Here is a 23,098-nt window from a genome sequence, read left to right on the forward strand (position 1 = left end):
TTTTAAATCATAAATCAAAAACATTCTTATCGCGTAGAATATGGCTATTGCCTTTGCGACGTAAAAATCCCATTCGGTCGAAATATTCCATCAGTTGAACGGTAAGTTTGCGTCCGAAATTTAATTTATCACGTACTTCATTTACGGAAACTTTTCCTTGTTCTTCTGCGATTTGTTTGATGAGTCTCGCATAAGCATAGATGGTTTCAGTTAAGAAAAATCTATCTTTCACGATTGGCGTGAGGTAACCCAATTTCCCAGCTTTATACATAAAATTACGCATAATTGATTCATCAATAGCGAGAGCATTTGCCATATCACGTACCCAAATGGCTTGACCTTGGGCTTTTTCAAATTCATCGAGTACACTTGACCAATATTTTTGTTCTTCTTGGCTAAATTGGATTTTATGTTCGGGTAAGTGAAGCCAACCTCGAGTTTGCTGTAATCTTCCCTCTTCTAACATTTCATCAATAAAATGATTGATCAAGTTTTCAGGCTGGTTTAAGGCGGTCATTCGATATAATCTGGCTTTGCTTACACCAAGTTGATCATTATGCTGCTCGTGATAAGTATTAAGTGCGGTTAAAATTTGCTGCGTTTTTTCTTGTATGTAATTAGTATTAAAACACCAATCTTGATAACGTACGGCGTCCCGCTCGACGAGTGCTTTATCTAATTGCAAGGAAGTCAGTTGTTCCGTCCACATTAATTGGCGTGCTGTTGTCGCATTATGTTTAAGGGTAAGCGCAATACGTTGCGAAGCGTTCTCTGCCAATGCTAAATTCGCTAGGAAATTTAACCGCACTTCAGTACGTTTATGACGTTTTGGCGAGTTAATTTCCAATACTCGTGCGCCGGCAATTAAGGTTTTTGTATCGCCACTGCGTAAAATAAGTTTGTCTCCAAAAGCCAAGAATAATGGCGAATCTAATATGATTTCAGCTAAAGTGCGGTCATTTTTTGCGGCATTTTTTCCCTGTAATAAGGTGAGTTTACCCGTAGTGCGACTTGCGCCGTGATAAATATGCACTGGTTGGCTTTCATTTAATGGTACTTCAGCCAAAATTTGTACACTGATGCGATCTGTTGGTGGAAGTGGCTCATTCTGCAATAACCAATCACCTCGTTTCATTGATGTGCGGTCTAAATCAGCATTTAAATTTAACGCTAAACGTTGCCCCGCAATACCTTGTTCGCTTGATGTATTTTGTGCGTGAATCGCTTTTATACGAACTTTCTGTCCAGTGGAAAGGTAAATTTCATCGTTTACTTTCACTGTTCCTGAAAAGGCTGTGCCTGTCACGACGGTACCCGCCCCTTTTACGTTGAATACTCGATCTATTGCGTAGCGGAAAGGTTTCTGGGTATCAGATAATTCAGGTAGATTAGCTAAGTAATGACGTAATTCACTGATGCCTTGTCCTGTTTCTGCTGAGGTAACGAAGTAATTAGCATCACGTAAAAAACTATAATTTTGTTTAATTTCTTGGATTAACGATTCTATTTGCGCTGAATTTGCACGATCTGCTTTTGTGATAATAACAATAATTTCGTGGAATTGAAGTTGGCGTAATATCGCTAAATGTTCTTTTGTTTGCGTCGCAACCCCTTCATCCGCAGCGACAATTAACATTGCATAATGCACACCACCTAAACCTGCCAGCATATTTGACAAGAATTTTTCATGCCCCGGCACATCAATAAAGCCAAGTACTTTGTTTTCTAACGGCAGATAGGCATACCCCAAATCAATGGTCATTCCGCGTTTTTTTTCTTCTGGTAAATGTGCGGTACTTGTGCCAGTTAATGCTTTTAATAATGCTGTTTTGCCGTGATCAACGTGACCTGAAGTAACAATAATCATAGTTCATCCAATGTATTTAATAATGTTTCAATAGCTGCAAGGCTACGTAAATCTAGCCAAATTTTTCCGTTTTCCATTCGCCCAATAATAGGTTGGGAAAGTTGTTTAAAACGAGCTGAAAGTGCGGAAAGTTTTACGTTTGTTTTTTCTGCAATAGTAACAGCCACGGAAGGGATTCTTTCCATTGGTTGTGAGCCACTACCGATTTGTGCTTGGCTAGCTTCAATTTGAATATCAAATTGTGAATTTAAGCGAGATTCTAACCGCTCTTTGAGACGCATAGCATTTATTTTGAGTTGTTTTAATGGTTGCGTGAGTAAGTACAAAGTTGGTAATTTTTCAGTTAATTTTTCAGGATTTAAATACAAACGTAATGTGGCTTCTAAGCCAGCTAAAATGACTTTATCGCAACGTAATGCACGCTTGAGAGGATGGGCTTGTAATTGTTCGATCCATTCTTTTTTACCCACAATAATGCCTGCTTGCACGCCACCAAGCAATTTATCGCCAGAGAAAGAGACCAAACCCACACCTTGTGCGACTTTTTCTTGCACAGTTGATTCTTTTGGTAAGCCATATTGGCTTAAATCTATCAATGCGCCGCTACCTAAATCAGTGACTACTGGTACATTCATTTCTCGGCCTAGTTCCGCAAGCTCTTCTTCTGAAACTGAAGAGGTAAAACCACAAATTTGATAATTGCTGCTATGCACTTTCATTAAAAAAGCCGTATTTTCAGTGATAGCATTACGATAATCTTTCAGATGGGTACGATTAGTGGTGCCCACTTCCACTAAATAGCATCCAGCTTGTTCCATAATATCTGGAATACGAAATGCACCGCCGATTTCAATTAATTCGCCACGAGAAATAATTACTTCTTTACCTTGAGCAAAGGTCGCTAACATTAACAATACCGCAGCAGCGTTGTTATTCACTATGCAGGCAGCTTCAGCACCTGTGAGTTTGCATAATAATTCACTGATGTAATTATCGCGATGACTACGCTTACCTTTATCTAAATCATATTCAAGCGAAACATTTTTTTGCATCACAGAAAGCGCTGCTTGTTGTGCTGCTTCAGACCAAAGTGCCCGCCCAAGATTTGTGTGCAATACCGTACCTGTCAGATTATGCACCGCTTTGATTTGTACTTGGTTTTGTTTTTGTAGGCGAGAATGAATTTCTACAAAAGTGCGGTCAAAATTAGAAAAATATTCAGGAAGTTGATTGTTTTTTTTTATAAATTGACGAGCTTGGGTTAATAATTCTCGACATGTTGCCACGACTGCAGTGTGACCAAATTCGGTAATAAGTTGTAGACCTTGAGGTGTTTTGAGAATTTTATCAACGGAAGGTAGTTGTTGAAAAAGTGCGGTCATTTTTGAATCCGTTTAAAATAACGTTGAACTGCTGATTAATTTACGCTAAAGTAACTGCAATTTCAACCACGGAGGGGCGTCATCTCCGGTGAGGTGGCAGGATTTCAAATCCTGTTGAGGACGCCAGCGTTCTTGGGTGGGTTCAACTCCCATTCCCCTCCGCCAATCCATATAAACCTTTGAATTTATCGCTAGGATATAATATTTACCCCAACATTTTCTTTAACTGATACAAATACGCCAAGGCTTGTTTAGGGCTTAAATCATCGGGATCCAGTTTTTCAATAGCCTCTCTTAGTGCATCCGTTTCTTGTTCAAACAATAATTCGCCCTGATTGTGATTGGCTTCACGCAACGCTTGAATTTGCTGTTCGGCTGAATAGCTTGAGTTTTTTTCTAATTGTGTCAATTTCTGTTTTGCTAGTTTAATGACGGATTGTGGCACGCCTGCCAAAGCCGCGACTGCCAAACCATAACTTTTATTTGCAGCGCCATCTTGTACGGCGTGCATAAAGGCGATGGTGTTGTTATGCTCAAGGGCATCTAAATGAATATTCGCGATGCCTTCTAGCTGTTCTGGCAATGCAGTTAATTCAAAATAATGGGTGGCAAATAATGTAAGCGAGCGGATTTTTTTGGCTAACCATTCCGCACAAGCCCAAGCTAAGGATAAGCCATCATAAGTGGATGTGCCACGACCGATTTCATCAATAAGCACGAGACTTTGCTCAGTGGCTTGGTGAAGAATATTTGCCATTTCCGTCATTTCCACCATAAAGGTTGAACGCCCCGAGGCTAAATCATCAGACGCACCAATTCGAGTAAAAATACGATCAATCGGCCCAATTCGCGCACTGTCTGCTGGCACAAAGCTACCGATATACGCAAGCAATGTAATTAATGCGGTTTGACGCATATAAGTACTTTTACCACCCATATTTGGCCCAGTGATAATTAACAAATGACGGTTGTGATTTAACTCCACTGGATTGGCAATGAAAGGATCTTTCAATACTTGTTCCACAACAGGATGGCGACCATTTTCAATTTTCACACTCACTTCATCACAGAATGTTGGCATAACGTAATTGAGGGTATCTGCGCACTCAGCAAGATTGACTAACACATCCAATTCAGAGAGTGCAAGGCTAGCCAGTTGTAATGAACCTAAGTGCGGTAATAATAAATCAAACAATTCATCGTAAAGCTGCTTTTCTAATGCTAACGCTGCACCTTTCGATTTCAGCACTTTGTCTTCATATTCTTTGAGTTCAGGAATAATGTAACGCTCAGCATTTTTCAGAGTTTGACGGCGAACATAATGAATTGGGGCTTTATGCGCTTGGCCTTGGCTAATTTGAATGTAATAACCATGCACTGCATTAAAACCGATTTTTAGCGTATCAATACCTGTACTTTCACGTTCACGTTTTTCGAGATTTTCCAAATATTGCGTTGCACCATCAGACAGCATACGCCATTCGTCCAACTCCGCATGGTAACCTTCAGCAATTACACCACCATCCCGAATTAAAAGCGGAGGCGTTTCAATCAATGCACGTTGCAATAAATCCCATTGCTCACTGAAATCGGCAATTTGGCTGAAAAGTGCGGTTAAAAATGGCGATGTTTTTTGTTGCACAATCGTGCGTAATGCAGGAATTTGTTCTAAGGCTGTGCGTAAGCGAGTGAGATCGCGAGGACGCGCTGAACGCAGAGCCACACGCGCTAAAATACGTTCCATATCGCCGACTAATTGCAAATAAGGTTGGAGTTCATCGACTAAATCAAAATTCAGAATTTCCGCAATCGCTTGTTGGCGTTGTTTTAATTTTTCCACATCACGAATAGGCTGATGAATCCAACGTTTCAGCAAACGACTGCCCATTGGCGTAACGCATTTATCCAAGACAGAGGCTAACGTATTTTCTGTGCCACCCGAAAGATTTTGTGTTAATTCAAGATTTCTGCGCGTGGCGGCATCTAACTGAATGCAGTCTTGGTTTTGAATTAAGCTAATGCTTTGAATATGAGGTAATGCGGTACGTTGGGTTTCTTTTGCATATTGCAATAAACAACCTGCCGCACTTAAGCCGAGAGGGGATTTTTCTACACCAAAGGCGCGTAAATCTTTTGTGCCAAATTGACGATTTAATAACGTAATGGCAGTGCTAAGTTCAAATTCCCAAATCGGGCGACGGCGTAATCCTTTACAATGTTCTATGGCTGCCATTTCATTAAATTCTTCACAATACAGCAATTCTACAGGCACAATACGTTGCAATTCCGCACGCAATGTTTCTTTATCTGCAGGTTCACAAAGCTGAAAACGCCCAGAAGTCATATCTAAAGTGGCTAATCCAAATTTTTCTTTTTCTTGATATACCGCAGCAATCAGATTGTCTTGGCGTTCAGGCAACAGTGCTTCATCACTGACCGTACCGGGCGTAACAATTCGCACAATTTGACGTTCTACAGGTCCTTTGCTTGTAGATGGATCACCAATCTGTTCACAAATCGCCACAGATTCGCCTAACTGCACTAATTTTGCTAAATAACCTTCCACCGCGTGATAAGGCATTCCTGCCATTGGAATGGGCTGTCCTGCAGATTGCCCTCGTTTCGTCAAAGAAATATCCAACAATGCCGCCGCTTTTTTCGCATCGTCATAAAACAACTCGTAAAAATCCCCCATGCGATAAAACAACAAAATATCTGGATTCTCTGCTTTGAGTTTTAGATATTGTTGCATCATTGGCGTGTGCTGTTGGAAATTTTCTTCGGAAATCATCTAATTACCTGCTTTGAAACTGAATAAAGATAGGTTTTATGGCGGCTATTTTAGGTGCCGAAAGGGGAAAAAGCCAGATAAAAAAGTGCGGTAAAAATTTGTTGAGATTTTTTACCGCACTTAAAATTGATATTTTCCCCTTAGAACTTAAAGAAAGGTAAGCAGCCAAACATTGCAAGAAAATGGAAAATAGCTACAAAAACACCAAATAATGCAATAAAGATTATTAAACCATTTCCACCACACACTCGGAATGTTGCAGCTGTATTTATTTTGCGGGATTTATAGGCAAGAAGAGCAGGAATTATACTTGTCCAAATCGTAGCTACCGCACCAGCATACCCAATAGCTTTTAAGAAACCCAATGGAAATAAAATTGACATAATTAGTGGAGGTAGGAAAGTCACAGCCCATGACTTTGTTCGTCCAATTTTACAATTATCAAATTTAAAGAAATCAGCCAAATAATCAAATACGCCTAATCCTACGCCAATAAAAGATGATAAAATTGCGGCGATAGAAAAGGCATTAATCATTTGTTTAACCGTGTTAGATTCGATTACTCCACCTAATGTGTTAAGTAAAATATCTAAATTACCATCACTGGCAATTACTGGAGCAAATTGATCTCGCGGTAAGTTGCCAAAAATAGAGAAAATCCAAAGTAAATAAAGCGTAAGAGCAATTGCTGTTCCACCTAAGATAGCGTATTTTGCTTTTTTTTCTTCCCCATAGTAAGCTCGCATCGTACAAACAGAATGATGATAGCCAAAAGATGTTAATGCAACGGGAAACATTCCTACCGCATATTTTGCATAATTTGTCTCCTTTCCACCAATATCTAATAAAGTGTCTAAACTAATATTAGTTGCTAATCCATAAGTACTAAAAATAAAAGTAAAACCCATGCATACAATCAATAAAACAGATATTCTGTCTACAATGCGAGTGGAGTGCCAAACAAAGAAGGAAAAAACTAATACAAATACAGTGGAACAAATTGCCAATGTAGATGAACCAAAATCAATCCACGGTTTAATAAGGTTTTCTAGTATACCGCCAGATGCAGTGGTATAAGCATAAAGTAAAATACCCCCGACAAAATATACCGCAAGATTATTAATAGAATTGACAGTTGAACCGAGCATATCTTTAGTTACAGTACTAAATGAAGCTCTTAAATCATAAGTAGAGTAGGCCTCAAGTAATAACCAGCCTGACAATGTCATGACTATCATTGTTAAGCAAATTACTAATACTGACCATATTGTCCAAGCACCCGCGCCAGATGTCGGCAAACCAAGCATTCCTGCCCCAACACAAACACTAGCAATAATACACGCACCACCAAAGATGGAAGGTTGTTTTTTCATAGAACATCCTTATCAATAACAAATTATTGAGTTAGCTGTTGATAAAAAAATGCAGTTCAAAATGAACTGCATTTTTCGTGATATTATTCAACTTCTTTTAAACGTGCCGTAAAGTGGCGGAGAACTTTTGGTTCATAAGTAAAGGTTAAACCCTTAATATTCTCTGCATTTTCTTTCACTTTTTGGAATGCCTCAATAATGAAATCCATATGCGTTTGCGTATAAGTTGCACGTGGTATAGTTAAGCGTAAAAGCTCCGCTGGACATGGTAGTTGTTTACCCGTCTTCGGATCTCGTCCTAATAAAAATGAGCCAATTTCTACCGCTCTTATACCTGCAACTTTATAAAGTTCGCAAGAAAGTGCTTGTGCTGGGAATTGGTCGGCTGGAATATGTGGTAATAATTTACCTGCATCTACGAACGCTGCGTGGCCACCTGGTTGTTGGCAAGGCACACCAATTTTTTCTAAGCCTGCAACCAAATATTCAATTTGTGCGATACGATAAGCCAGCCATTCTTGGCGCATACCATCATGCAAGCCAACAGCCAAGCGTTCCATTGCCCCCCCTTCTAAACCCCCATAAGTAGGGAACCCTTCTTGCACAACACAAAGCGTTCTACATTCGTGATAGACTTCCTCCATTGATTTATCTTTAAACGCTAAAATACCTCCCATTGGCACCATAGCATCTTTTTTGGCGGACATCGCTAAACCATCAGCATAGCGATAGCTTTCGTAAGTAATTTGTTCAATAGTCCAGTCTTTATAAGCTTCTTCACGTTGTTGAACAAAATAGGCGTTTTCTGCAAAACGAGCTGAATCCATGATGACTGGAATGTCGTATTTACGCGCAATTTCATACATGCCTTTTAAGTTTGCAATAGAAACCGGCTGACCACCCGCAGAGTTACAAGTAATGGTACATACAATGTAAGGTACATTATGTGCTCCCGCCTCTTGAATGCCTTTTTCTAATTTTTCTAAATCGAAATTACCCTTAAATGGATGTTTTGCTGTTGTATCAAATGCCTCTTTGATATAAACATTGCGAACCGTTGCCCCATTAATTTGGCTATGTCCTTGTGTGGTATCAAAGAAATAGTTAGAGAAAACCACCATTTTGCTGCGATCTAAACCTTTCTCACGTTCACGTTTAGCAATCAATACTGGAATATAAATTTGTTCAGCACCGCGGCCTTGATGAGTAGGAATTGTATATTCATAACCAAAAATATCTTTCACTGCTTTAGCTAACGCATAATAACTGCGACTGCCACTATAGGCTTCATCGCCACGTAACATTGCAGCTTGCATATCTTGTGTAACAGCGCCAGTACCGCTATCTGTGAGTAAGTCAATGAAAATATCTTCACTATCTAATAAAAATGGATTCATGCCTGATTTTAAGATCGCTTGTTCACGATACTCACGAGTAGTTCTTTTTACTGGTTCAATAACACGAATGCGGAAAGGTTCAGGTAAATGTTTAAAATTTTCCATAGCAAAATCCCCAAAAATTAATTTGCTTAGTTTAAATAAAAAATTATTTTCTAAAATGAAAACACGTTGATGGTTAATAAGAAAGGATTAATAAATTATGGGAAAATAAAAAGATAATCTTGGATCAACAAGAACCCAAGTTTGGTTAGGAGAGAGCAAGTTGAGCATATTAAACTCCTTTTAAGAGAAGAGATACTTAATAAAACTTAACACTGACTTCTAACTACGAAGCATTATCAGAATAATATAAAATTTAACATTGTCATCTATTATTTTTTGATTTTGTGATACTCCTCACAGAATATTTTTAATAAAAAAGTGCGGTAAAAATTTGTTGAGATTTTTTACCGCACTTTCTAAAGAGATCTTAACGTTTTGGTAGATAACGCACTGGATCTACTGATTTGCCTTTGTAGCGAATTTCAAAGTGGAGTTTCACGGTATTTGTACCAGAGCTACCCATTTTTGCGATGTCTTGACCAGCTTTGACTTCTTGTTGATCAGCGACAAGAATTTTGTCGTTATGCGCATAAGCACTTAAGAAATCATCATTATGTTTGATGATGATTAAATTACCGTAACCACGTAAAGCATTGCCAGCATACACTATTCGCCCTGCTGCAGCCGCTTTTACAGCTTGTCCTCGTGAACCGCTAATATCAATCCCTTTGTTACCGCCATCTGTGCTTGAGAAACCTTGAATAATATTACCTGAAGTCGGCCATTGCCACGCAACATTTGAGGCGATTGGTGCAACGACATTTGCATTAATCGGTGTGCTATTCGCATTATTTACAGATGATGTAACCTGTGTTGATGAAGTTGCCACAGATACACTAGACGATATGCCAGCCTCTGATTTAATGGGGCCAATAATAGTACCGTCAGATCCTATTTGAGTACCGTTTGCACCCGGAGTATAAGTGACGGCTGGTTTAGCTGGCATTGCTGTTGATGCCGTGACTGCAGGTTGTTTTACAGAAACCGTTGTAGTAACCGTTTTTGTGCCACAATTAGAAATCTTTAAAACTTGCCCTAAACTTAAATTATAAGGTTCGGATAGGTTATTCAACGCTGCCAATTCTTTTACATCAATTCCTGCTAAGTAAGCAATCAAGAACATTGTATCGCCTTTGTTTACTTTATAGGTATTGCCTTTGTAAGAGCCTTTTGAAATTTTGCTGTAATCTGGTGCATTGGTATTTGGATTACGTGGGATATTAATATGCTGTCCATCTACACAATCAGCAATTGTTTTGGTAACTGTTTTTGTTTGTACTGTGCTAACTACCGTTTTCGGAGAGGGTTGAAATGCAGGTTGCGCAGGTGCTGTTGGCATTGCTGGTTGTTGATTAATCGGTTGAAAATTTGGTTGTGGCGTGACCATATTTCCCATTGTAGGTAATGAATTTTTTTGAATTTCAGGTTGCCAAGCACCACCTACATTATTGCCATTTACAGATTGCACTACACTAGGGGAAAGATTTCCATCTGCATCAGAAATAGGTGCAGGAGAATTAGAGGTACAAGCCGATAATACAACAAGACTTAAAGGGAGTAAGAGAAACGATTTGTTCATAGTTATTCCTTATTGTTCCGTTATTATTTCATTTTTATTTCATTTGTGTTGGTATCGTATTTTTTTGAATTTCTGGCATAAAACTACCGCCAGCAACGGCACCTGTGCCTTCTACTGGTTGCATAATGCCATTTGGTAATGCATCTGGATCTTTAACTGGTTCTGATGCACATCCAACCAAAAGAAATCCAGCTACTAAAACAAGACTTAATTTGTTCATTTTCTATCCTAGTTTTTCAGTATAAAGTAAGCGATGACAGCCAGTACAACCACTGACCAGCCAATAATCTCAATAGATTTTCGCAATTTTGCTGCGAATTTCTCCCCACCCCACGCGGCTAATTTTGCCACCAGCAAGAAACGCGCTAAACGTGAAATAAATGCGGTGATGACAAAAGGGAAAAATGCCATTTGCATCACGCCAGAGCAGAGAGTAAACACCTTGTAAGGAATTGGGCTAAAACCTGCCACAAACACAACTAATACGCCCCATTGCTTAAACCAACTGACGGCTTTTGCCCAATGCACAGCATATCCCCATTGTTGTACAATGTTTTCCACCCAGTCCGTTGCATAAAAACCAATTGCATAACCAATAACTCCACCGATGACAGAAGCAATTGCCGTATAAAATGCAAATTTAACTGCACTTTTAGGCTTTGACATAGACATTGGGATCAACATCACATCGGGCGGAATAGGAAAAAATATCGCCTCGATAAAACTGACAAAAGAGAGCCAAAAAACAGCAAAACGATGTTTTGACCATTCCATCGTTTTATCGTACATCGTGCCGAAAATTTTCATATTTTTCTCTATTTGGTAAATTCCTGATCTAACCAATTTTGTAAAGAAAGCAATGAATGATGCGCGGTAAGATCCGCTTGAATTGGCGTAATAGACACATAGCCATTCTTCACGGCATAAAAATCTGTTCCCTCGCTTTCATCTTCGGGTAATGCTGAAGGACCAATCCAATAAATGGTTTCATCACGCGGATCTCTTTGTTTAATCACTTCAACGGAAGATGAACGATAACCTAATCGACATACTTTATATCCTTTTAATTCTTCAAAAGGTAAGTCTGGTACATTGATGTTAATCACTTCACGAGGGTTTAATAATTGATGCTGTAATTTAGGAATAAGATCACATACCACTCGTGCTGCTGTTTCATAATGCTGACGACCATCTAACGAAACCGCAATAGCGGGCAAACCTAAATGACGCCCCTCAAGGGCAGCAGCCAAAGTGCCAGAATAAATCGTATCATCGCCCATATTACAACCTGCGTTAATGCCTGATACCACTAAATCTACTTGGCCAGATAAAAATCCGTTTAACGCTAAATGTACACAATCTGCTGGTGTGCCGTTCACACAATAATCGCCATTGTCTAAATGGCGTGGGCGAAGTGGCTCCACTAATGTGAGCGAGCTTGATGCTGCACTTCGATTACGATCGGGTGCAACAATAATGACTTCTGCAATTTTTCTTAATTCCATTGCTAAAACTTGAATGCCTTCCGCATGAAAACCATCATCATTACTAACTAAAATTCGCATTATATTTCCTTATTCTTCTGTGTAATTTACTAACTCACGAACTAATGCCGTGGCATAACTGCCTGCTGGCAAATAAAATTTTAAACGCAAGCCTTCTGGCTCAAATGCCCAAGAAAACCCTTTTGCTTTCATTAACAATGGGCGACGCACTGCTTTCATTCTTTCTTGTTTCATTAAAGAATCGAAAGCTGAATGTTGATTTACGATTTCATTTTCAATATCGCTTGCTGCTAAAATATCTTCGCCAATTAAAGGAGCAGTGAGTAAAATATCTTGATTTTCTAACCGCACTTGCAAGGCAGTTAAGTCTTCTTTTTCATCCGCTTTGAACCAACTGTGCGAACCTGCTAATTGCACAATATCATTTGGTAAAACTTGATTTGTTGCGCCCTTTGCAATACGCGCAGCCACAACCAGATTAAAAATTTCACTGCGCGCGGCGGAAAGATAAAAACTGCGTTTTTTGCGATCTTTTACCTTGATTTCCCCTTGAGCCCAACGCAATGCTTGCGTGAGGTTATGACCTTCCCGACCAAAACGTTGTTCCGTAAAATAATTTGGGAAACCAAAATTTGCCACAAAATCTAACCGCACTTTAAGCTCATCAGATTCTTCTGCACCGCGTAATAAAATATCGAAATAATTTCCTTCAAGGCTACCCGTGCGAATTTTTCGGTTATGTCGAGTAACCGTTAAAATCTCTACGCCATCTAATTCAAATTGACTGAAATCGGGCGTTTCCATTCCTGGCATTTGCAAGCAAAACCATTGTTCTGTCACCGCTCGACGATCTTTCAACCCTGCATATCCCATATTGCGTTCAGAAACACCAGCAAATTTAGCTAATTTTTCGCCAACAAATAAGGTGTTGCAATCTGTTTTTCGTACATACAATGCAACAAACTCTCCATCGCCCGACATTTCATAGCCTAAATGCTCTTTTACAATAAAATCCGCGCATTCAGCCTTTAAAAGTGCGGTGGTTTTTGGCGGAGTTTTTAATGCCAAATAAGGGAGTTGTTCGAGCATGGTTAAGGGTTCTTTTTTATCGAAAATAATTGTGCGAAATTCTATGCGACTTTTGGTGATTTATCCACTAAAATAACCGCACTTTTGTTCTTGTTGAAGGATTTTATTATGTCAAAATTGGCTGAATTACAAGCAGAAACCCGTGAAATTATCGAAGATTTACTTAATGATGGCAGTGATCCAAATGCGCTTTACATTATTGAGCATCACATCGCACACCACGATTTTGATTTGTTAGAAAAAATTGCGGTTGATGCGTTTAAAGCGGGCTATGAAGTTTCCGAAGCGGAAGAATTTAAAGATGATGACGGTAAACCAATTTTCTGTTTTGACATCATCAGTGAAGTAGAATTAAAAGCTGAAATTATCGATGCACAACAAAAACAAATCCTTCCATTGTTAGAAAAACATAAAGGCATTTATGATGGTTGGGGCACCTATTTTGAAGACCCAAATGCCGATGACGATGAATACGGTGACGATGGGGAATTTTTTGATGATGAAGATGAAGAAGAGCCTCGTGTTCATTAATCCGTAAAGTCTTGCGCGTGGAATAATTTTCGTTACAATGATACGGCTTTTTAACCGATTTTTATAAGGAAAACATAATGAAAGTAGAAAAAAATGTAGTGGTGAGCATTTCTTACCAAGTTCGCACACAAGATGGCGTATTGGTAGATGAAGCTCCAGCAAATCAACCACTAGAATATTTACAAGGTCACAATAATTTAGTAGTCGGTCTTGAAAAAGCACTTGAAGGTAAAGAAGTTGGCGACAAATTTGAAGTACGTGTACAACCTGAAGAAGGTTATGGTGCGTACAGCGAAAATATGGTTCAACGTGTACCAAAAGATGTATTCCAAGGTGTTGATGAACTTGAAGTCGGTATGCGTTTCTTAGCGGATACTGACATTGGCCCAGTTCCAGTGGTGATTACTGAAATCGATGGCGATGAAGTTGTAGTTGATGGAAACCATATGTTAGCGGGGCAAGAATTACATTTCACGGTTGAAGTTGTTGCAGCACGTGAAGCAACGTTAGAAGAAATTGCTCACGGCCACGTTCACGGTGCACACAGCCACGATGATGACGAAGAAGGTCACGGTTGTGGCTGTGGTGGTCATCATCACGAACATAATCACGGCAGCTGTGGTTGCGGCGGTCACTAATTAAAACAGCTCAAAAATTTACCGCACTTTGGCAATGAAGTGCGGTATTTTTTATGAAAAAACCGACAAAATGCACTGAAAATATTGGATCCTAACGAACTTCTCGGTAGACTATAGTGCAATTTACTTAGAAAATTTTAACCCCTTAAAATGAAGAAAAAATCGCTAAAACTCACCGCACTTTTTTTAGCATTAAGTTGCTTTCCCGCATTTGCTGAACAAACTGTTGATATTGAAGTTCAAGGCATTCGTGGTTTCCGTGCTGTGCGTAATACAGATCTCAATGTTAATTTGATTAATAAAGAAGAAATGGATGGCTCCGAACGCTATCAACATTTGGTAACCAAAGCCGTGGATCGTGGTTTGCGTGTGTTTGGTTATTATGAATCTTCCGTGCGTTTTGAACGAAAACAGCGTCAAGGCAAACGCGATTTATTGATTGCTCATGTTACACCAGGCGAGCCAACAAAAATTGCGGGGACTGATGTGCAAATTGAGGGGGAAGCCGCACAAGATGAAAATTTTAATGCATTGCGTAAAAACTTACCGAAAGATGGCGTTTTGGTTGAGCACCAAACTTACGATGATTACAAAACAGCGATTTCACGCTTGGCATTAAATCGTGGGTATTTTGATGGGAACTTTAAAATTTCACGTTTAGAAATCAGCCCTGAAACCCATCAAGCATGGTGGCGAATGTTATTTGATAGTGGTGTCCGTTATCATTATGGCAATATTACTTTTAGCCATTCACAAATTCGGGATGATTACTTAAATAATATTCTTAACATCAAATCTGGTGATCCGTATTTAATGAATAATTTGTCGGATTTAACCAGCGATTTTTCATCTTCAAATTGGTTTAGCTCAGTATTAGTTCAGCCTAATATCAATCATAAAAGTAAAACGGTAGATATAGAAATCATTCTTTATCCACGTAAAAAAAATGCGATGGAACTCGGTGTGGGCTTTGCTACTGATGGCGGCGTTCACGGACAAATAGGCTGGACAAAACCTTGGATTAATAGCCGTGGACATAGTTTGCGTTCAAATCTTTATCTCTCTGCACCAAAACAAACTCTAGAGGCAACTTATCGAATGCCACTGCTTAAAAATCCATTAAATTATTACTATGATTTTGCCGTCGGTTGGGAAGGGGAAAAAGAGAACGATACCAATACGAGAGTGCTTACGTTGTCAGCGTTACGTTATTGGAATAATGCGCATGGTTGGCAATATTTTGGCGGACTTCGTACGCGATACGACAGTTTTACACAAGCGGATATCACTGATAAAACCTTACTTCTTTATCCAACTGTTGGATTTACTCGTACTCGATTACGTGGTGGTTCCTTTGCCACTTGGGGCGATGTGCAAAAAATTACTTTTGATTTAAGCAAACGAATTTGGCTATCAGAATCTTCTTTTATAAAAGTGCAAGCATCTAGCGCGTGGGTTCGTACTTATGCAGAAAATCATCGTATCGTTGCTCGTGCTGAAATCGGGTATTTACATACAAAAGGTATTGAAAAAATTCCGCCTACACTGCGTTTCTTTGCTGGTGGCGATCGTAGTGTGCGCGGTTACGGCTATAAAAAAATTGCGCCTAAAAATAAAAACGGAAAATTAGTTGGTGGTTCGCGATTGCTTACCGCTTCTTTAGAATATCAATATCAAGTCTATCCAAATTGGTGGGCGGCAACTTTTGCAGATAGTGGATTAGCTGCCGATAATTACACGGCAAAAGAATTGCGTTATGGTGCAGGCGTTGGTGTGCGTTGGGCATCGCCAGTTGGTGCGATTAAATTTGATATTGCCACACCCATTCGTGATAAAGATAACAGCAAAAATATTCAATTTTACATTGGACTTGGTACAGAAATTTAAGGTGAATTTATGACAGAACAACTACAACCATCAGAAACTTCACCAAAATTACCTGAGAAACCTAATAAAAAACATTGGGTACGCAAGGCTGTTTGTATCGGAAGTGCGGTCATTTTTATACCTGTTTTAGGTGTTGCTGGAGTGCTTTCTTTCGATGCGGGGCAAAGAGGTTTAATTCAACTTGTCGATAAAATGCTTGATAGTTTTTCCGTTGAGCAAATTGAAGGCGGATTACAAAATGGCTTGGTGTTAAAGAATGTTCGTTATCAAACCGCTGGGATTGAGACACATATTGCACAAGCACGTTTACAGCTCGATTTTGGTTGTTTGCTTTCACGTGAAGTTTGTTTACGAGACTTCACCTTAAATAAACCGACCATTGCGATTAATACTGCATTATTGCCTCCATCGGCACCTGATAATTCAAAGTCTGGCTCAATGAAGCGTATTTCCTTGCCAATTAGTATCAATGCAGAAAATTTGGTGGTGCAAGATTTATCTGTAAACATTGATCAGACTAATATTACGCTTGGAAATTTTAAAAGTGCGGTAAGTTTAAATAATGAAAAAGGCTTAACTATTGCGCCGACTGAAATTAACGATATTTCAGTGATTGCAAAAAAATTGCCCGAAGGTAAACCTGAGCTGAAAGCCAAACAGCCGAATAAACCTGTAGATTGGGCTGCGATTGAGCAATCTTTAACGCCTGCTTTTTTAGGCAATGTATCAGACATAATTCTTCCTTTTGATTTACATATTCCTGAAATTTCAGGCAAAAACTGGCAGTATCAAGCAGTGAATGAAAAAGACGAAACGCTTCAATCTGTTGAAATGTCTAGTTTAATTGCACAGGCGGATACCGTCGATAACCAACTGCAATTACAAAAATTAGCGGTAGAAAGCTCGTTGGGTAATCTTTCTTCACAAGGTAAATTACAACTCGATGGCGATATGCCGCTAGATTTAACTTTAAAATCCCATTTGGAGCCGTTGAAATCCGCTGGAAAAGAAATTCTGCCAGAGAGTGATGTGGATCTTACGCTTTCGGGATCATTGAAAAAATCCACCGCACTTTCTGTGAAAACAAAAGGCGTATTAGATGCTGAACTGAATGGCAACGTGCAATTAGCACAAGATAAAATGCCCTTAAACCTCACATTAAACGTGGCAAAAGGACAATACACTTTTGTAAACACAATGACGCCACTCAAAATTAATGATGTGACGCTTAAACTCACGGGGGATTTACTGAATTATCACGCCGAATTTAAGGGCAATGTGGCAGGAATGAATTATATTCCCGCATCTCAAGTAGACTTTAATGCCGACGGCAAACTTTATGAAATAACCGTAAATAAATTGGGGATAGCTTCATTAGACGGTAAAAGTGAATTTGTGGGTAATGCAAATTGGAAAAATGGTGCAAACTGGGATATTCAAGCCGATTTAGAAAAAATGAATATTGGTTTTTTTGTTCCAGTTATGCCTGCCATATTATCGGGTAAATTACATTCTCGCGGTTTTGCGGACTCTCAAGGTTGGCAAGTGGAAGTGCCTACAGCTGATTTAAATGGAATATTGTCTGCAAAACCAATTAGCTTGAAAGGTTCTGCAACGCTTAATCAAAATGTACTTCTAACCGTGCCTGATTTACAGATTAGATATGGCGAAAATTATCTTAAAGCCAGTGGCGTATTAGATGATCATTCTGATTTTGTGCTAGATATAGATGCACCAAATTTACGTGGTTTATGGTCAGATTTAAAAGGGCGAGTAGCGATTTCTGGTCAAATTACGACACCTAATCTTGATCTTGATTTAACTTCATCCAATTTACATTTACAAGGTTTTCAGTTAGCTAAAGCAAGTATAAAAGGTCATATAAACAATACCCCACTCTCGAGTGGAAAATTGAATATTAAATCAGAACAACTTCATTATGGCGAAAATATTAAACTCCATTTACTTGATCTTGATTTATCAGGCGATGAACAAAATCACAAATTAATCCTAAAATCTCAAGGCGAGCCTGTTGCTGCAAATTTACAAATTAACGGCCATTTTGACCGCACTTTGGAACAGTGGAAAGGCACACTTTCCCAAGCAAAATTTGAAACCCCAATTGGCGATGTAAAATCTAACCAAGCTATTGCGGTGTCTTACGATAACAAACAAACACAAGCCAATATTGCCGCACATTGCTGGCAAAACACAGATATAGAATTATGTTTCCCACAAGCATTCAATGCAGGCAAGCAAGGTAATATCCCTTTCCAATTCAAACGTGTTAATTTGGATTTAATGAATAAACTTATCGAACAAGATAGCCTCAAAGGAAACTTGCAAGCGCAAGGTAATGTGGCTTGGTTTACGGATAAACCATTCCAATTTAGCACAAAAGTAGATGGCAATCATTTAGCTTTCTCTCAAAAATTGGATTACCGCACGTTTAAATTAGATATTCCAAAATTAACCCTTAATGCCGACATTCAAAATAATAATTTGGTTTTAAAAACAGACATCAATTTGCATAATCAAGGCAGAATTGTAGGCGATATTCGTTTAAATGATTTTGTTAAAACTCGCCAACTTGGCGGAACCCTTGCGATAGAACGATTAAACTTGTCGATCGCAAATCAGCTACTTACTAGCGGTGAATCAGTGAATGGTAAGGTAGTCTCGAAGTTGAGTTTCGGCGGGAATTTAGAGAAACCATTATTAAATGGTGACTTCAATATTCGTAATATTCGTACCAAATTGAAATCTATGCCAGTCAATATTACAGATGGCGATATTGCCCTACGCTTTAATGGTAACCGTTCAACATTGCAAGGGAAAATCGAAACAGTAGATAGTCACTTAAACTTAACTGGACGTGCAAACTGGGCGAATATTGAACATTGGACGACAGAATTGAATGCACAAGCAAATAATTTCAACGTGGATATTCCATCTATGGCGAAGCTACGTTTCAGTCCAGATATCACGATAAAAGCCAATCCTAAGGAATTGAATTTAAGCGGAACAGTGGATATTCCTTGGGCACGTATTAAAATTGACAGTCTGCCAGATACTGCTGAGCCAGTCAGCGAAGATGAAGTGATTTTAAACGGCCCGCACAAGAGCAAAGAAGAACTGATTAAACGTGAATTTGCCGCAAAAACGAAATCAGGAATGGATATTCGCTCTGATTTACGCATCAATATTGGTAAAGACGTCAGCCTTGATGCCTATGGCTTAAAAACCAATCTTGATGGTTTACTTTCTGTGAAACAAGACAAAGGCAATTTAGGTTTATTCGGGCAAATCAATTTAACCAAAGGTCGCTATGCTTCTTTCGGACAAGATTTACTCATTCGTAAAGGGCTTATTAGTTTTTCTGGGCAAGCGGCACAACCTACGTTGAATATTGAGGCTATTCGTAATCCTGAAACAATGGAAGACAGCAAAATTACTGCTGGAGTGAGAGTGATTGGCATAGCCGATAGCCCAGAAGTCACTATTTTCAGTGAACCAAGCAAACCACAAGATCAAGCACTTTCTTATTTATTAACAGGTCGTTCGTTAGAAAGTAGTGGAGAAGTGGGTTCAACGGGATCAGTTGGTGCAGCATTAATTGGTTTAGGCATTTCAAAGAGCGGTAAATTAGTGGGCAGTATTGGCGAAGTTTTTGGTATTCAAGACTTAAACCTTGGTACATCTGGCGTGGGCGATAAATCTAAGGTTACAGTAAGTGGCAATATTACCAATCGCTTACAAATAAAATATGGCGTAGGTTTATTTGATGGGTTAGCAGAAGTTACATTACGTTATCGCCTAATGCCACAGCTTTATTTTCAATCCGTTTCTAGCACAAACCAAGTGTTTGATTTACTTTATAAATTTGAATTTTAGGAATGTTATGAATGACGCTATTTTAGAACCCAAACATCGTGGCAATGTACGTGAAATTGCCGCAATTGATCTTGGCTCAAACAGCTTTCATATGATTGTTGCGCGTATTGTAAACGGCTCAATCCAAGTGCTTTCGCGCTTAAAACAAAAAGTTAAACTCGCGGAAGGCTTAGATGAAAATGCGGTGCTTAATCAAGAGGCTATCACACGTGGCGTGAATTGCTTAGCCTTATTTGCCGAACGTTTACAAGGTTTTCCTATGGAAAACGTCAATGTAGTTGGCACTTATACGTTACGAAGAGCGGTGAATAATGACGAATTTTTACGTCAAGCAGCCAAAGTTTTCCCCTATCCCATTAATATTATTAGTGGGCAAACGGAAGCTAAAACCATCTACGCTGGCGTATGCCATACTCAGCCAGAAAAAGGCAGAAAGCTTGTTATAGATATTGGTGGCGGCTCGACAGAAATGATTATCGGCGATGATTTCACGCCGCTTATGGCTGAAAGCCGACATATGGGATGCGTGAGTTTTGCGACTCAATTTTTTTACCGATGGCATCATTTCCCCAGAAAACTTTCAACGCGCGCGCCAAAGTGCGGTCAATAAAATCGAAGATTTAGGCTTTGAATATCGCAAATTAGGTTGGCAATCTGTGCTCGGCTCATCGGGGACGATTAAAACTGTTGCGCAAGTCATTGCGACTAATCTCGATCCAAATGGAACCATTACAGCCGAGCGATTAAATGCTCTAATTGAACAAACACTACAAGCCAAGCATTTTACCGAGCTAAATATTAACGGTTTAAACCAAGACCGTGTGGATGTTTTTGTACCCGGTTTAGCGATTTTAAGTGCAGTGTTTGAGGTTTTTCATATTCAACAAATGCGCTATTCTGACGGTGCATTGCGCGAAGGCGTCATTTATAGCCTAGAAAAAACTTCCAAGTTGCAGATATTCGAGCGTGCACCGCTTGAGGGTTAAGTGAGCAATTCAATATTGACCAAGCTCAAGCTCATCGCGTTGCGGATAGTGCTAATTTACTCAGTGCGCAATATTTATGGGAGAAAAATTTAGGGCAAGCTAAATACTTGCCCTATTTTTATAATTTGACGGTCTGAAATAACGCTTTTATTTCATCCAATGATAATAATCTAAATGAGCCATTTTCTAATCCATTAATAGATAATGAGCCCATACTCACTCTCACTAATCGTAAAGTGGGGAAACCAATATGCGCAGTCATTCTCCGCACTTGGCGGTTGCGCCCTTCACTAATCTTAATTTCTAACCAGCTTGTGGGAATATTTTTCCGTTCTCGGATAGGTGGATTGCGTTCCCATAAATTTGGCTCTGAAATTAACCGCACTTGAGCCTGTTTAGTCATACCATCTTTGAGTTCTACACCCTTTCTGAGTTGTGCTAAATCGGTTTCTTCAGGGATACCTTCCACTTGCACCCAATAAGTTTTTTCTGTTTTAAATTTTGGATCTGCCAAACGATGTTGTAATTCGCCATTATTGGTTAAAATCAGTAACCCTTCACTGTCTCTATCTAATCGACCTGCCGCATAAACATTTGGAATTGAGATAAAATCTTTTAAAGTGGCGCGCCCTTGTTCGTCGGTAAATTGCGTGAGTACATCAAAAGGTTTATTGAATAACACAGCTTTGGTTTCATCCAATGACAACGTTTTAGGTTTTGATTTTGGCTTAAAAGTGCGGTGAAAATTAACCGCACTTTTTCCTTTAGACGGCAATTTTCCTGCCGAAAAATTTTTCTTCATTGAATTAGATTTCTATTTTGAAAGATTTGTAACATCATAACAAAACTTCGGCCTGTAGTAATGATGATTACTTGAGTGAACCTGAAAAACTAAAAAGGCTAAGCCAGTAAAAAACTGAGCTTAGCCCCCAAACTAAATTTTTAGAATCGATATTTAAATCGATCTTTTTAATGGAAAATTATTTGCCATCCCAAGCTTGTACTGCATCTAAACGAGCTTTGATTTGGCCTTGTGTATCTTTTTTGAAATACCCTTCAGCTAAACCGCCTTCCCAGCCACCGTAGTTTGCGTTAGGTAACATGATGAAAGTTTTACCAAATTTGCCTTGGTTTTGATCAACGAATGCACGGCGGTCAGCGTTTAATTTGCCATATACGGTATTACCGAAGTCATCTAAGTTATCGCCTACATAAAGTACGATTTCATAGCCTTGTTTTTCAATTTCTGCAAAACGAGCCGCTTTAGCTGATTTGTCTTTTTTCAAATAAAATGCAGATTCTTCCACGCCATTGAAACCTAAGCGTTTCATATCATCAATAGTGCCTGCTTTTTCAGAGCTGTCTTTGCGGTTTGTTACGTAGAACACTTTACCTTTGTGGCTGTTTACATAATTATTAAATTCTACCGCACCCGGAACGGCACGAGATTGACGTGCGTCTACCCAACGAGTCCAATCTTTACCATCGAATGGTTTGTTATTTTGAACTTGCCAGCCAGCATAAGGGCTGTTGTCTAACATAGTTTCATCTAAATCAGCCACAACCGCTTTTTTCTTACCTTTTGCCACTTTTGCGTGATCAAATGCAACTTTTGCCGCATTGTACGCTTGATAAGCTAATGCTTTATATTCGCCAGAATCTTGCATCCAGTTTAAGCCAAGAACAGCTTGTTGTTGTAATTGCATATTTGCTTGTTCTTCTGATTTCATTTGGTGTGCACCACAGCCAGCTAAGACAAGAGCAGAAAGAGCCGTAAGTGCGGTCATTTTTAACGTTGTTTTCATATTATGTTCCTATTCATTAAGGATATAGTAAGTCTTTCTGAAAAACACTTTTCAATTGAAAAGATAATTTCATCATAGACGGCATTAATAACCGTAAGTAAACTTACCTACGGTTATAATAGAAATTATTTTATTCCTTTTAAGAATTCCACGCAAGTATCTGGGAAATCAGTAAATACACCTGTTACCCCTGATTTATTCAATAAGGCATCATACATTTGATTTACGTCTGTGAAAAACGCGGGTAGTGCATCTTTACGCAAAATTTA

General features: G+C 39.1%; 17 protein-coding genes, 1 tRNA gene and 2 pseudogenes. 6 read left to right on the forward strand and 14 right to left on the reverse strand.

What is annotated here, in order from left to right; translation table 11 throughout:
* Positions 1–7 precede the first annotated feature (7 nt).
* Positions 8–1,867: a selenocysteine-specific translation elongation factor gene (gene selB, locus AT683_RS01595; protein ID WP_058222152.1), complete on the reverse strand. Its 1,860-nt coding sequence runs from the start codon at positions 1,865–1,867 to the stop codon at positions 8–10.
* The gene (gene selA / locus AT683_RS01600) at positions 1,864–3,249 is read right to left on the reverse strand and encodes an L-seryl-tRNA(Sec) selenium transferase (RefSeq protein WP_038440401.1); all 1,386 of its coding nucleotides are present in this window, start codon (positions 3,247–3,249) and stop codon (positions 1,864–1,866) included. Before selA ends, selB begins: the two co-directional genes overlap by 4 nt.
* 70 nt (positions 3,250–3,319) lie before the next feature.
* Here selA and AT683_RS01605 point away from each other — a divergent pair.
* Positions 3,320–3,414, forward strand: a tRNA-Sec gene (locus AT683_RS01605).
* A 40-nt stretch (positions 3,415–3,454) separates the two neighbouring features.
* Here AT683_RS01605 and mutS read toward each other — a convergent pair.
* The 9 genes from mutS to truD all read right to left on the reverse strand — a co-directional run bounded on the left by mutS (position 3,455) and on the right by truD (position 13,088).
* A complete protein-coding gene (mutS, locus tag AT683_RS01610) occupies positions 3,455–6,040 on the reverse strand; it encodes a DNA mismatch repair protein MutS (protein ID WP_058222153.1) in 2,586 nt (861 codons plus the stop codon).
* A gap of 140 nt (positions 6,041–6,180) precedes the next feature.
* The gene (locus AT683_RS01615; RefSeq protein ID WP_005671879.1) at positions 6,181–7,413 is read right to left on the reverse strand and encodes an aromatic amino acid transporter; all 1,233 of its coding nucleotides are present in this window, start codon (positions 7,411–7,413) and stop codon (positions 6,181–6,183) included.
* 83 nt (positions 7,414–7,496) lie between these two features.
* Positions 7,497–8,915: a tryptophanase gene (tnaA, locus tag AT683_RS01620; RefSeq protein WP_038440405.1), complete on the reverse strand. Its 1,419-nt coding sequence runs from the start codon at positions 8,913–8,915 to the stop codon at positions 7,497–7,499.
* 87 nt (positions 8,916–9,002) lie between these two features.
* Positions 9,003–9,083, reverse strand: a complete 81-nt coding sequence (gene tnaC, locus AT683_RS10030) for a tryptophanase leader peptide (RefSeq protein WP_074031114.1) — start codon at positions 9,081–9,083, stop codon at positions 9,003–9,005.
* A 199-nt stretch (positions 9,084–9,282) separates the two neighbouring features.
* Positions 9,283–10,494: a murein hydrolase activator NlpD gene (gene nlpD / locus AT683_RS01625; RefSeq protein ID WP_038440407.1), complete on the reverse strand. Its 1,212-nt coding sequence runs from the start codon at positions 10,492–10,494 to the stop codon at positions 9,283–9,285.
* Positions 10,495–10,528: 34 nt separating this feature from the next.
* Positions 10,529–10,714, reverse strand: a complete 186-nt coding sequence (locus AT683_RS01630; protein ID WP_005654318.1) for a hypothetical protein — start codon at positions 10,712–10,714, stop codon at positions 10,529–10,531.
* A gap of 8 nt (positions 10,715–10,722) precedes the next feature.
* Positions 10,723–11,301: a YqaA family protein gene (locus tag AT683_RS01635; protein ID WP_005654317.1), complete on the reverse strand. Its 579-nt coding sequence runs from the start codon at positions 11,299–11,301 to the stop codon at positions 10,723–10,725.
* 8 nt (positions 11,302–11,309) lie between these two features.
* Positions 11,310–12,059 (reverse strand): 5'/3'-nucleotidase SurE, encoded by a 750-nt coding sequence (gene surE, locus AT683_RS01640; RefSeq protein ID WP_050846039.1) that lies wholly within the window; start codon positions 12,057–12,059, stop codon positions 11,310–11,312.
* A 9-nt stretch (positions 12,060–12,068) separates the two neighbouring features.
* Positions 12,069–13,088, reverse strand: coding sequence for a tRNA pseudouridine(13) synthase TruD (gene truD, locus AT683_RS01645; protein WP_038440413.1), 1,020 nt, complete (start codon positions 13,086–13,088; stop codon positions 12,069–12,071).
* A 108-nt stretch (positions 13,089–13,196) separates the two neighbouring features.
* Here truD and rraB point away from each other — a divergent pair, with 108 nt between their 5' ends.
* From rraB to ppx, 5 genes and pseudogenes are all read left to right on the forward strand, one after another.
* Positions 13,197–13,619, forward strand: a complete 423-nt coding sequence (rraB, locus tag AT683_RS01650; RefSeq protein ID WP_011272176.1) for a ribonuclease E inhibitor RraB — start codon at positions 13,197–13,199, stop codon at positions 13,617–13,619.
* Between the two features lie 77 nt (positions 13,620–13,696).
* The gene (slyD, locus tag AT683_RS01655; protein ID WP_005650761.1) at positions 13,697–14,257 is read left to right on the forward strand and encodes a peptidylprolyl isomerase; all 561 of its coding nucleotides are present in this window, start codon (positions 13,697–13,699) and stop codon (positions 14,255–14,257) included.
* A 150-nt stretch (positions 14,258–14,407) separates the two neighbouring features.
* Entirely contained in the window at positions 14,408–16,144 is a 1,737-nt protein-coding gene (tamA, locus tag AT683_RS01660; RefSeq protein ID WP_011272174.1) for an autotransporter assembly complex protein TamA, read from the forward strand.
* Between the two features lie 9 nt (positions 16,145–16,153).
* The gene (gene tamB / locus AT683_RS01665; protein ID WP_011272173.1) at positions 16,154–20,038 is read left to right on the forward strand and encodes an autotransporter assembly complex protein TamB; all 3,885 of its coding nucleotides are present in this window, start codon (positions 16,154–16,156) and stop codon (positions 20,036–20,038) included.
* 7 nt (positions 20,039–20,045) lie between these two features.
* A pseudogene (ppx, locus tag AT683_RS01670) lies at positions 20,046–21,098 on the forward strand (exopolyphosphatase); the annotation flags it as partial.
* A gap of 44 nt (positions 21,099–21,142) precedes the next feature.
* On the opposite strand, the gene AT683_RS01675 reads toward ppx, so the two are convergent.
* The 3 genes and pseudogenes from AT683_RS01675 to AT683_RS09350 form a co-directional block, all read right to left on the reverse strand.
* Positions 21,143–21,826, reverse strand: a complete 684-nt coding sequence (locus AT683_RS01675; RefSeq protein WP_038440417.1) for an rRNA large subunit pseudouridine synthase E — start codon at positions 21,824–21,826, stop codon at positions 21,143–21,145.
* 178 nt (positions 21,827–22,004) lie between these two features.
* Complete coding sequence (gene hel / locus AT683_RS01680) at positions 22,005–22,829, reverse strand: lipoprotein e(P4) (RefSeq protein ID WP_011272171.1); 825 nt, start codon at positions 22,827–22,829, stop codon at positions 22,005–22,007.
* 125 nt (positions 22,830–22,954) lie between these two features.
* Positions 22,955–23,092, reverse strand: a pseudogene (locus AT683_RS09350) (glycerophosphodiester phosphodiesterase family protein); the annotation flags it as partial.
* Positions 23,093–23,098: the final 6 nt, after the last annotated feature.

The sequence above is a fragment of the Haemophilus influenzae genome, from assembly GCF_001457655.1.
GTDB lineage: Bacteria > Pseudomonadota > Gammaproteobacteria > Enterobacterales > Pasteurellaceae > Haemophilus > Haemophilus influenzae.

Excerpts from the sequence above, each read along its gene's own strand:
- selB (WP_058222152.1), bottom strand. The coding sequence starts at position 1,867 with ATGATTATTGTTACTTCAGGTCACGTTGATCACGGCAAAACAGCATTA.
- selA (WP_038440401.1), bottom strand. The coding sequence starts at position 3,249 with ATGACCGCACTTTTTCAACAACTACCTTCCGTTGATAAAATTCTCAAA.
- mutS (WP_058222153.1), bottom strand. The coding sequence starts at position 6,040 with ATGATTTCCGAAGAAAATTTCCAACAGCACACGCCAATGATGCAACAA.
- AT683_RS01615 (WP_005671879.1), bottom strand. The coding sequence starts at position 7,413 with ATGAAAAAACAACCTTCCATCTTTGGTGGTGCGTGTATTATTGCTAGT.
- tnaA (WP_038440405.1), bottom strand. The coding sequence starts at position 8,915 with ATGGAAAATTTTAAACATTTACCTGAACCTTTCCGCATTCGTGTTATT.
- tnaC (WP_074031114.1), bottom strand. The coding sequence starts at position 9,083 with ATGCTCAACTTGCTCTCTCCTAACCAAACTTGGGTTCTTGTTGATCCA.
- nlpD (WP_038440407.1), bottom strand. The coding sequence starts at position 10,494 with ATGAACAAATCGTTTCTCTTACTCCCTTTAAGTCTTGTTGTATTATCG.
- AT683_RS01630 (WP_005654318.1), bottom strand. The coding sequence starts at position 10,714 with ATGAACAAATTAAGTCTTGTTTTAGTAGCTGGATTTCTTTTGGTTGGA.
- AT683_RS01635 (WP_005654317.1), bottom strand. The coding sequence starts at position 11,301 with ATGAAAATTTTCGGCACGATGTACGATAAAACGATGGAATGGTCAAAA.
- surE (WP_050846039.1), bottom strand. The coding sequence starts at position 12,059 with ATGCGAATTTTAGTTAGTAATGATGATGGTTTTCATGCGGAAGGCATT.
- truD (WP_038440413.1), bottom strand. The coding sequence starts at position 13,088 with ATGCTCGAACAACTCCCTTATTTGGCATTAAAAACTCCGCCAAAAACC.
- rraB (WP_011272176.1), top strand. The coding sequence starts at position 13,197 with ATGTCAAAATTGGCTGAATTACAAGCAGAAACCCGTGAAATTATCGAA.
- slyD (WP_005650761.1), top strand. The coding sequence starts at position 13,697 with ATGAAAGTAGAAAAAAATGTAGTGGTGAGCATTTCTTACCAAGTTCGC.
- tamA (WP_011272174.1), top strand. The coding sequence starts at position 14,408 with ATGAAGAAAAAATCGCTAAAACTCACCGCACTTTTTTTAGCATTAAGT.
- tamB (WP_011272173.1), top strand. The coding sequence starts at position 16,154 with ATGACAGAACAACTACAACCATCAGAAACTTCACCAAAATTACCTGAG.
- AT683_RS01675 (WP_038440417.1), bottom strand. The coding sequence starts at position 21,826 with ATGAAGAAAAATTTTTCGGCAGGAAAATTGCCGTCTAAAGGAAAAAGT.
- hel (WP_011272171.1), bottom strand. The coding sequence starts at position 22,829 with ATGAAAACAACGTTAAAAATGACCGCACTTACGGCTCTTTCTGCTCTT.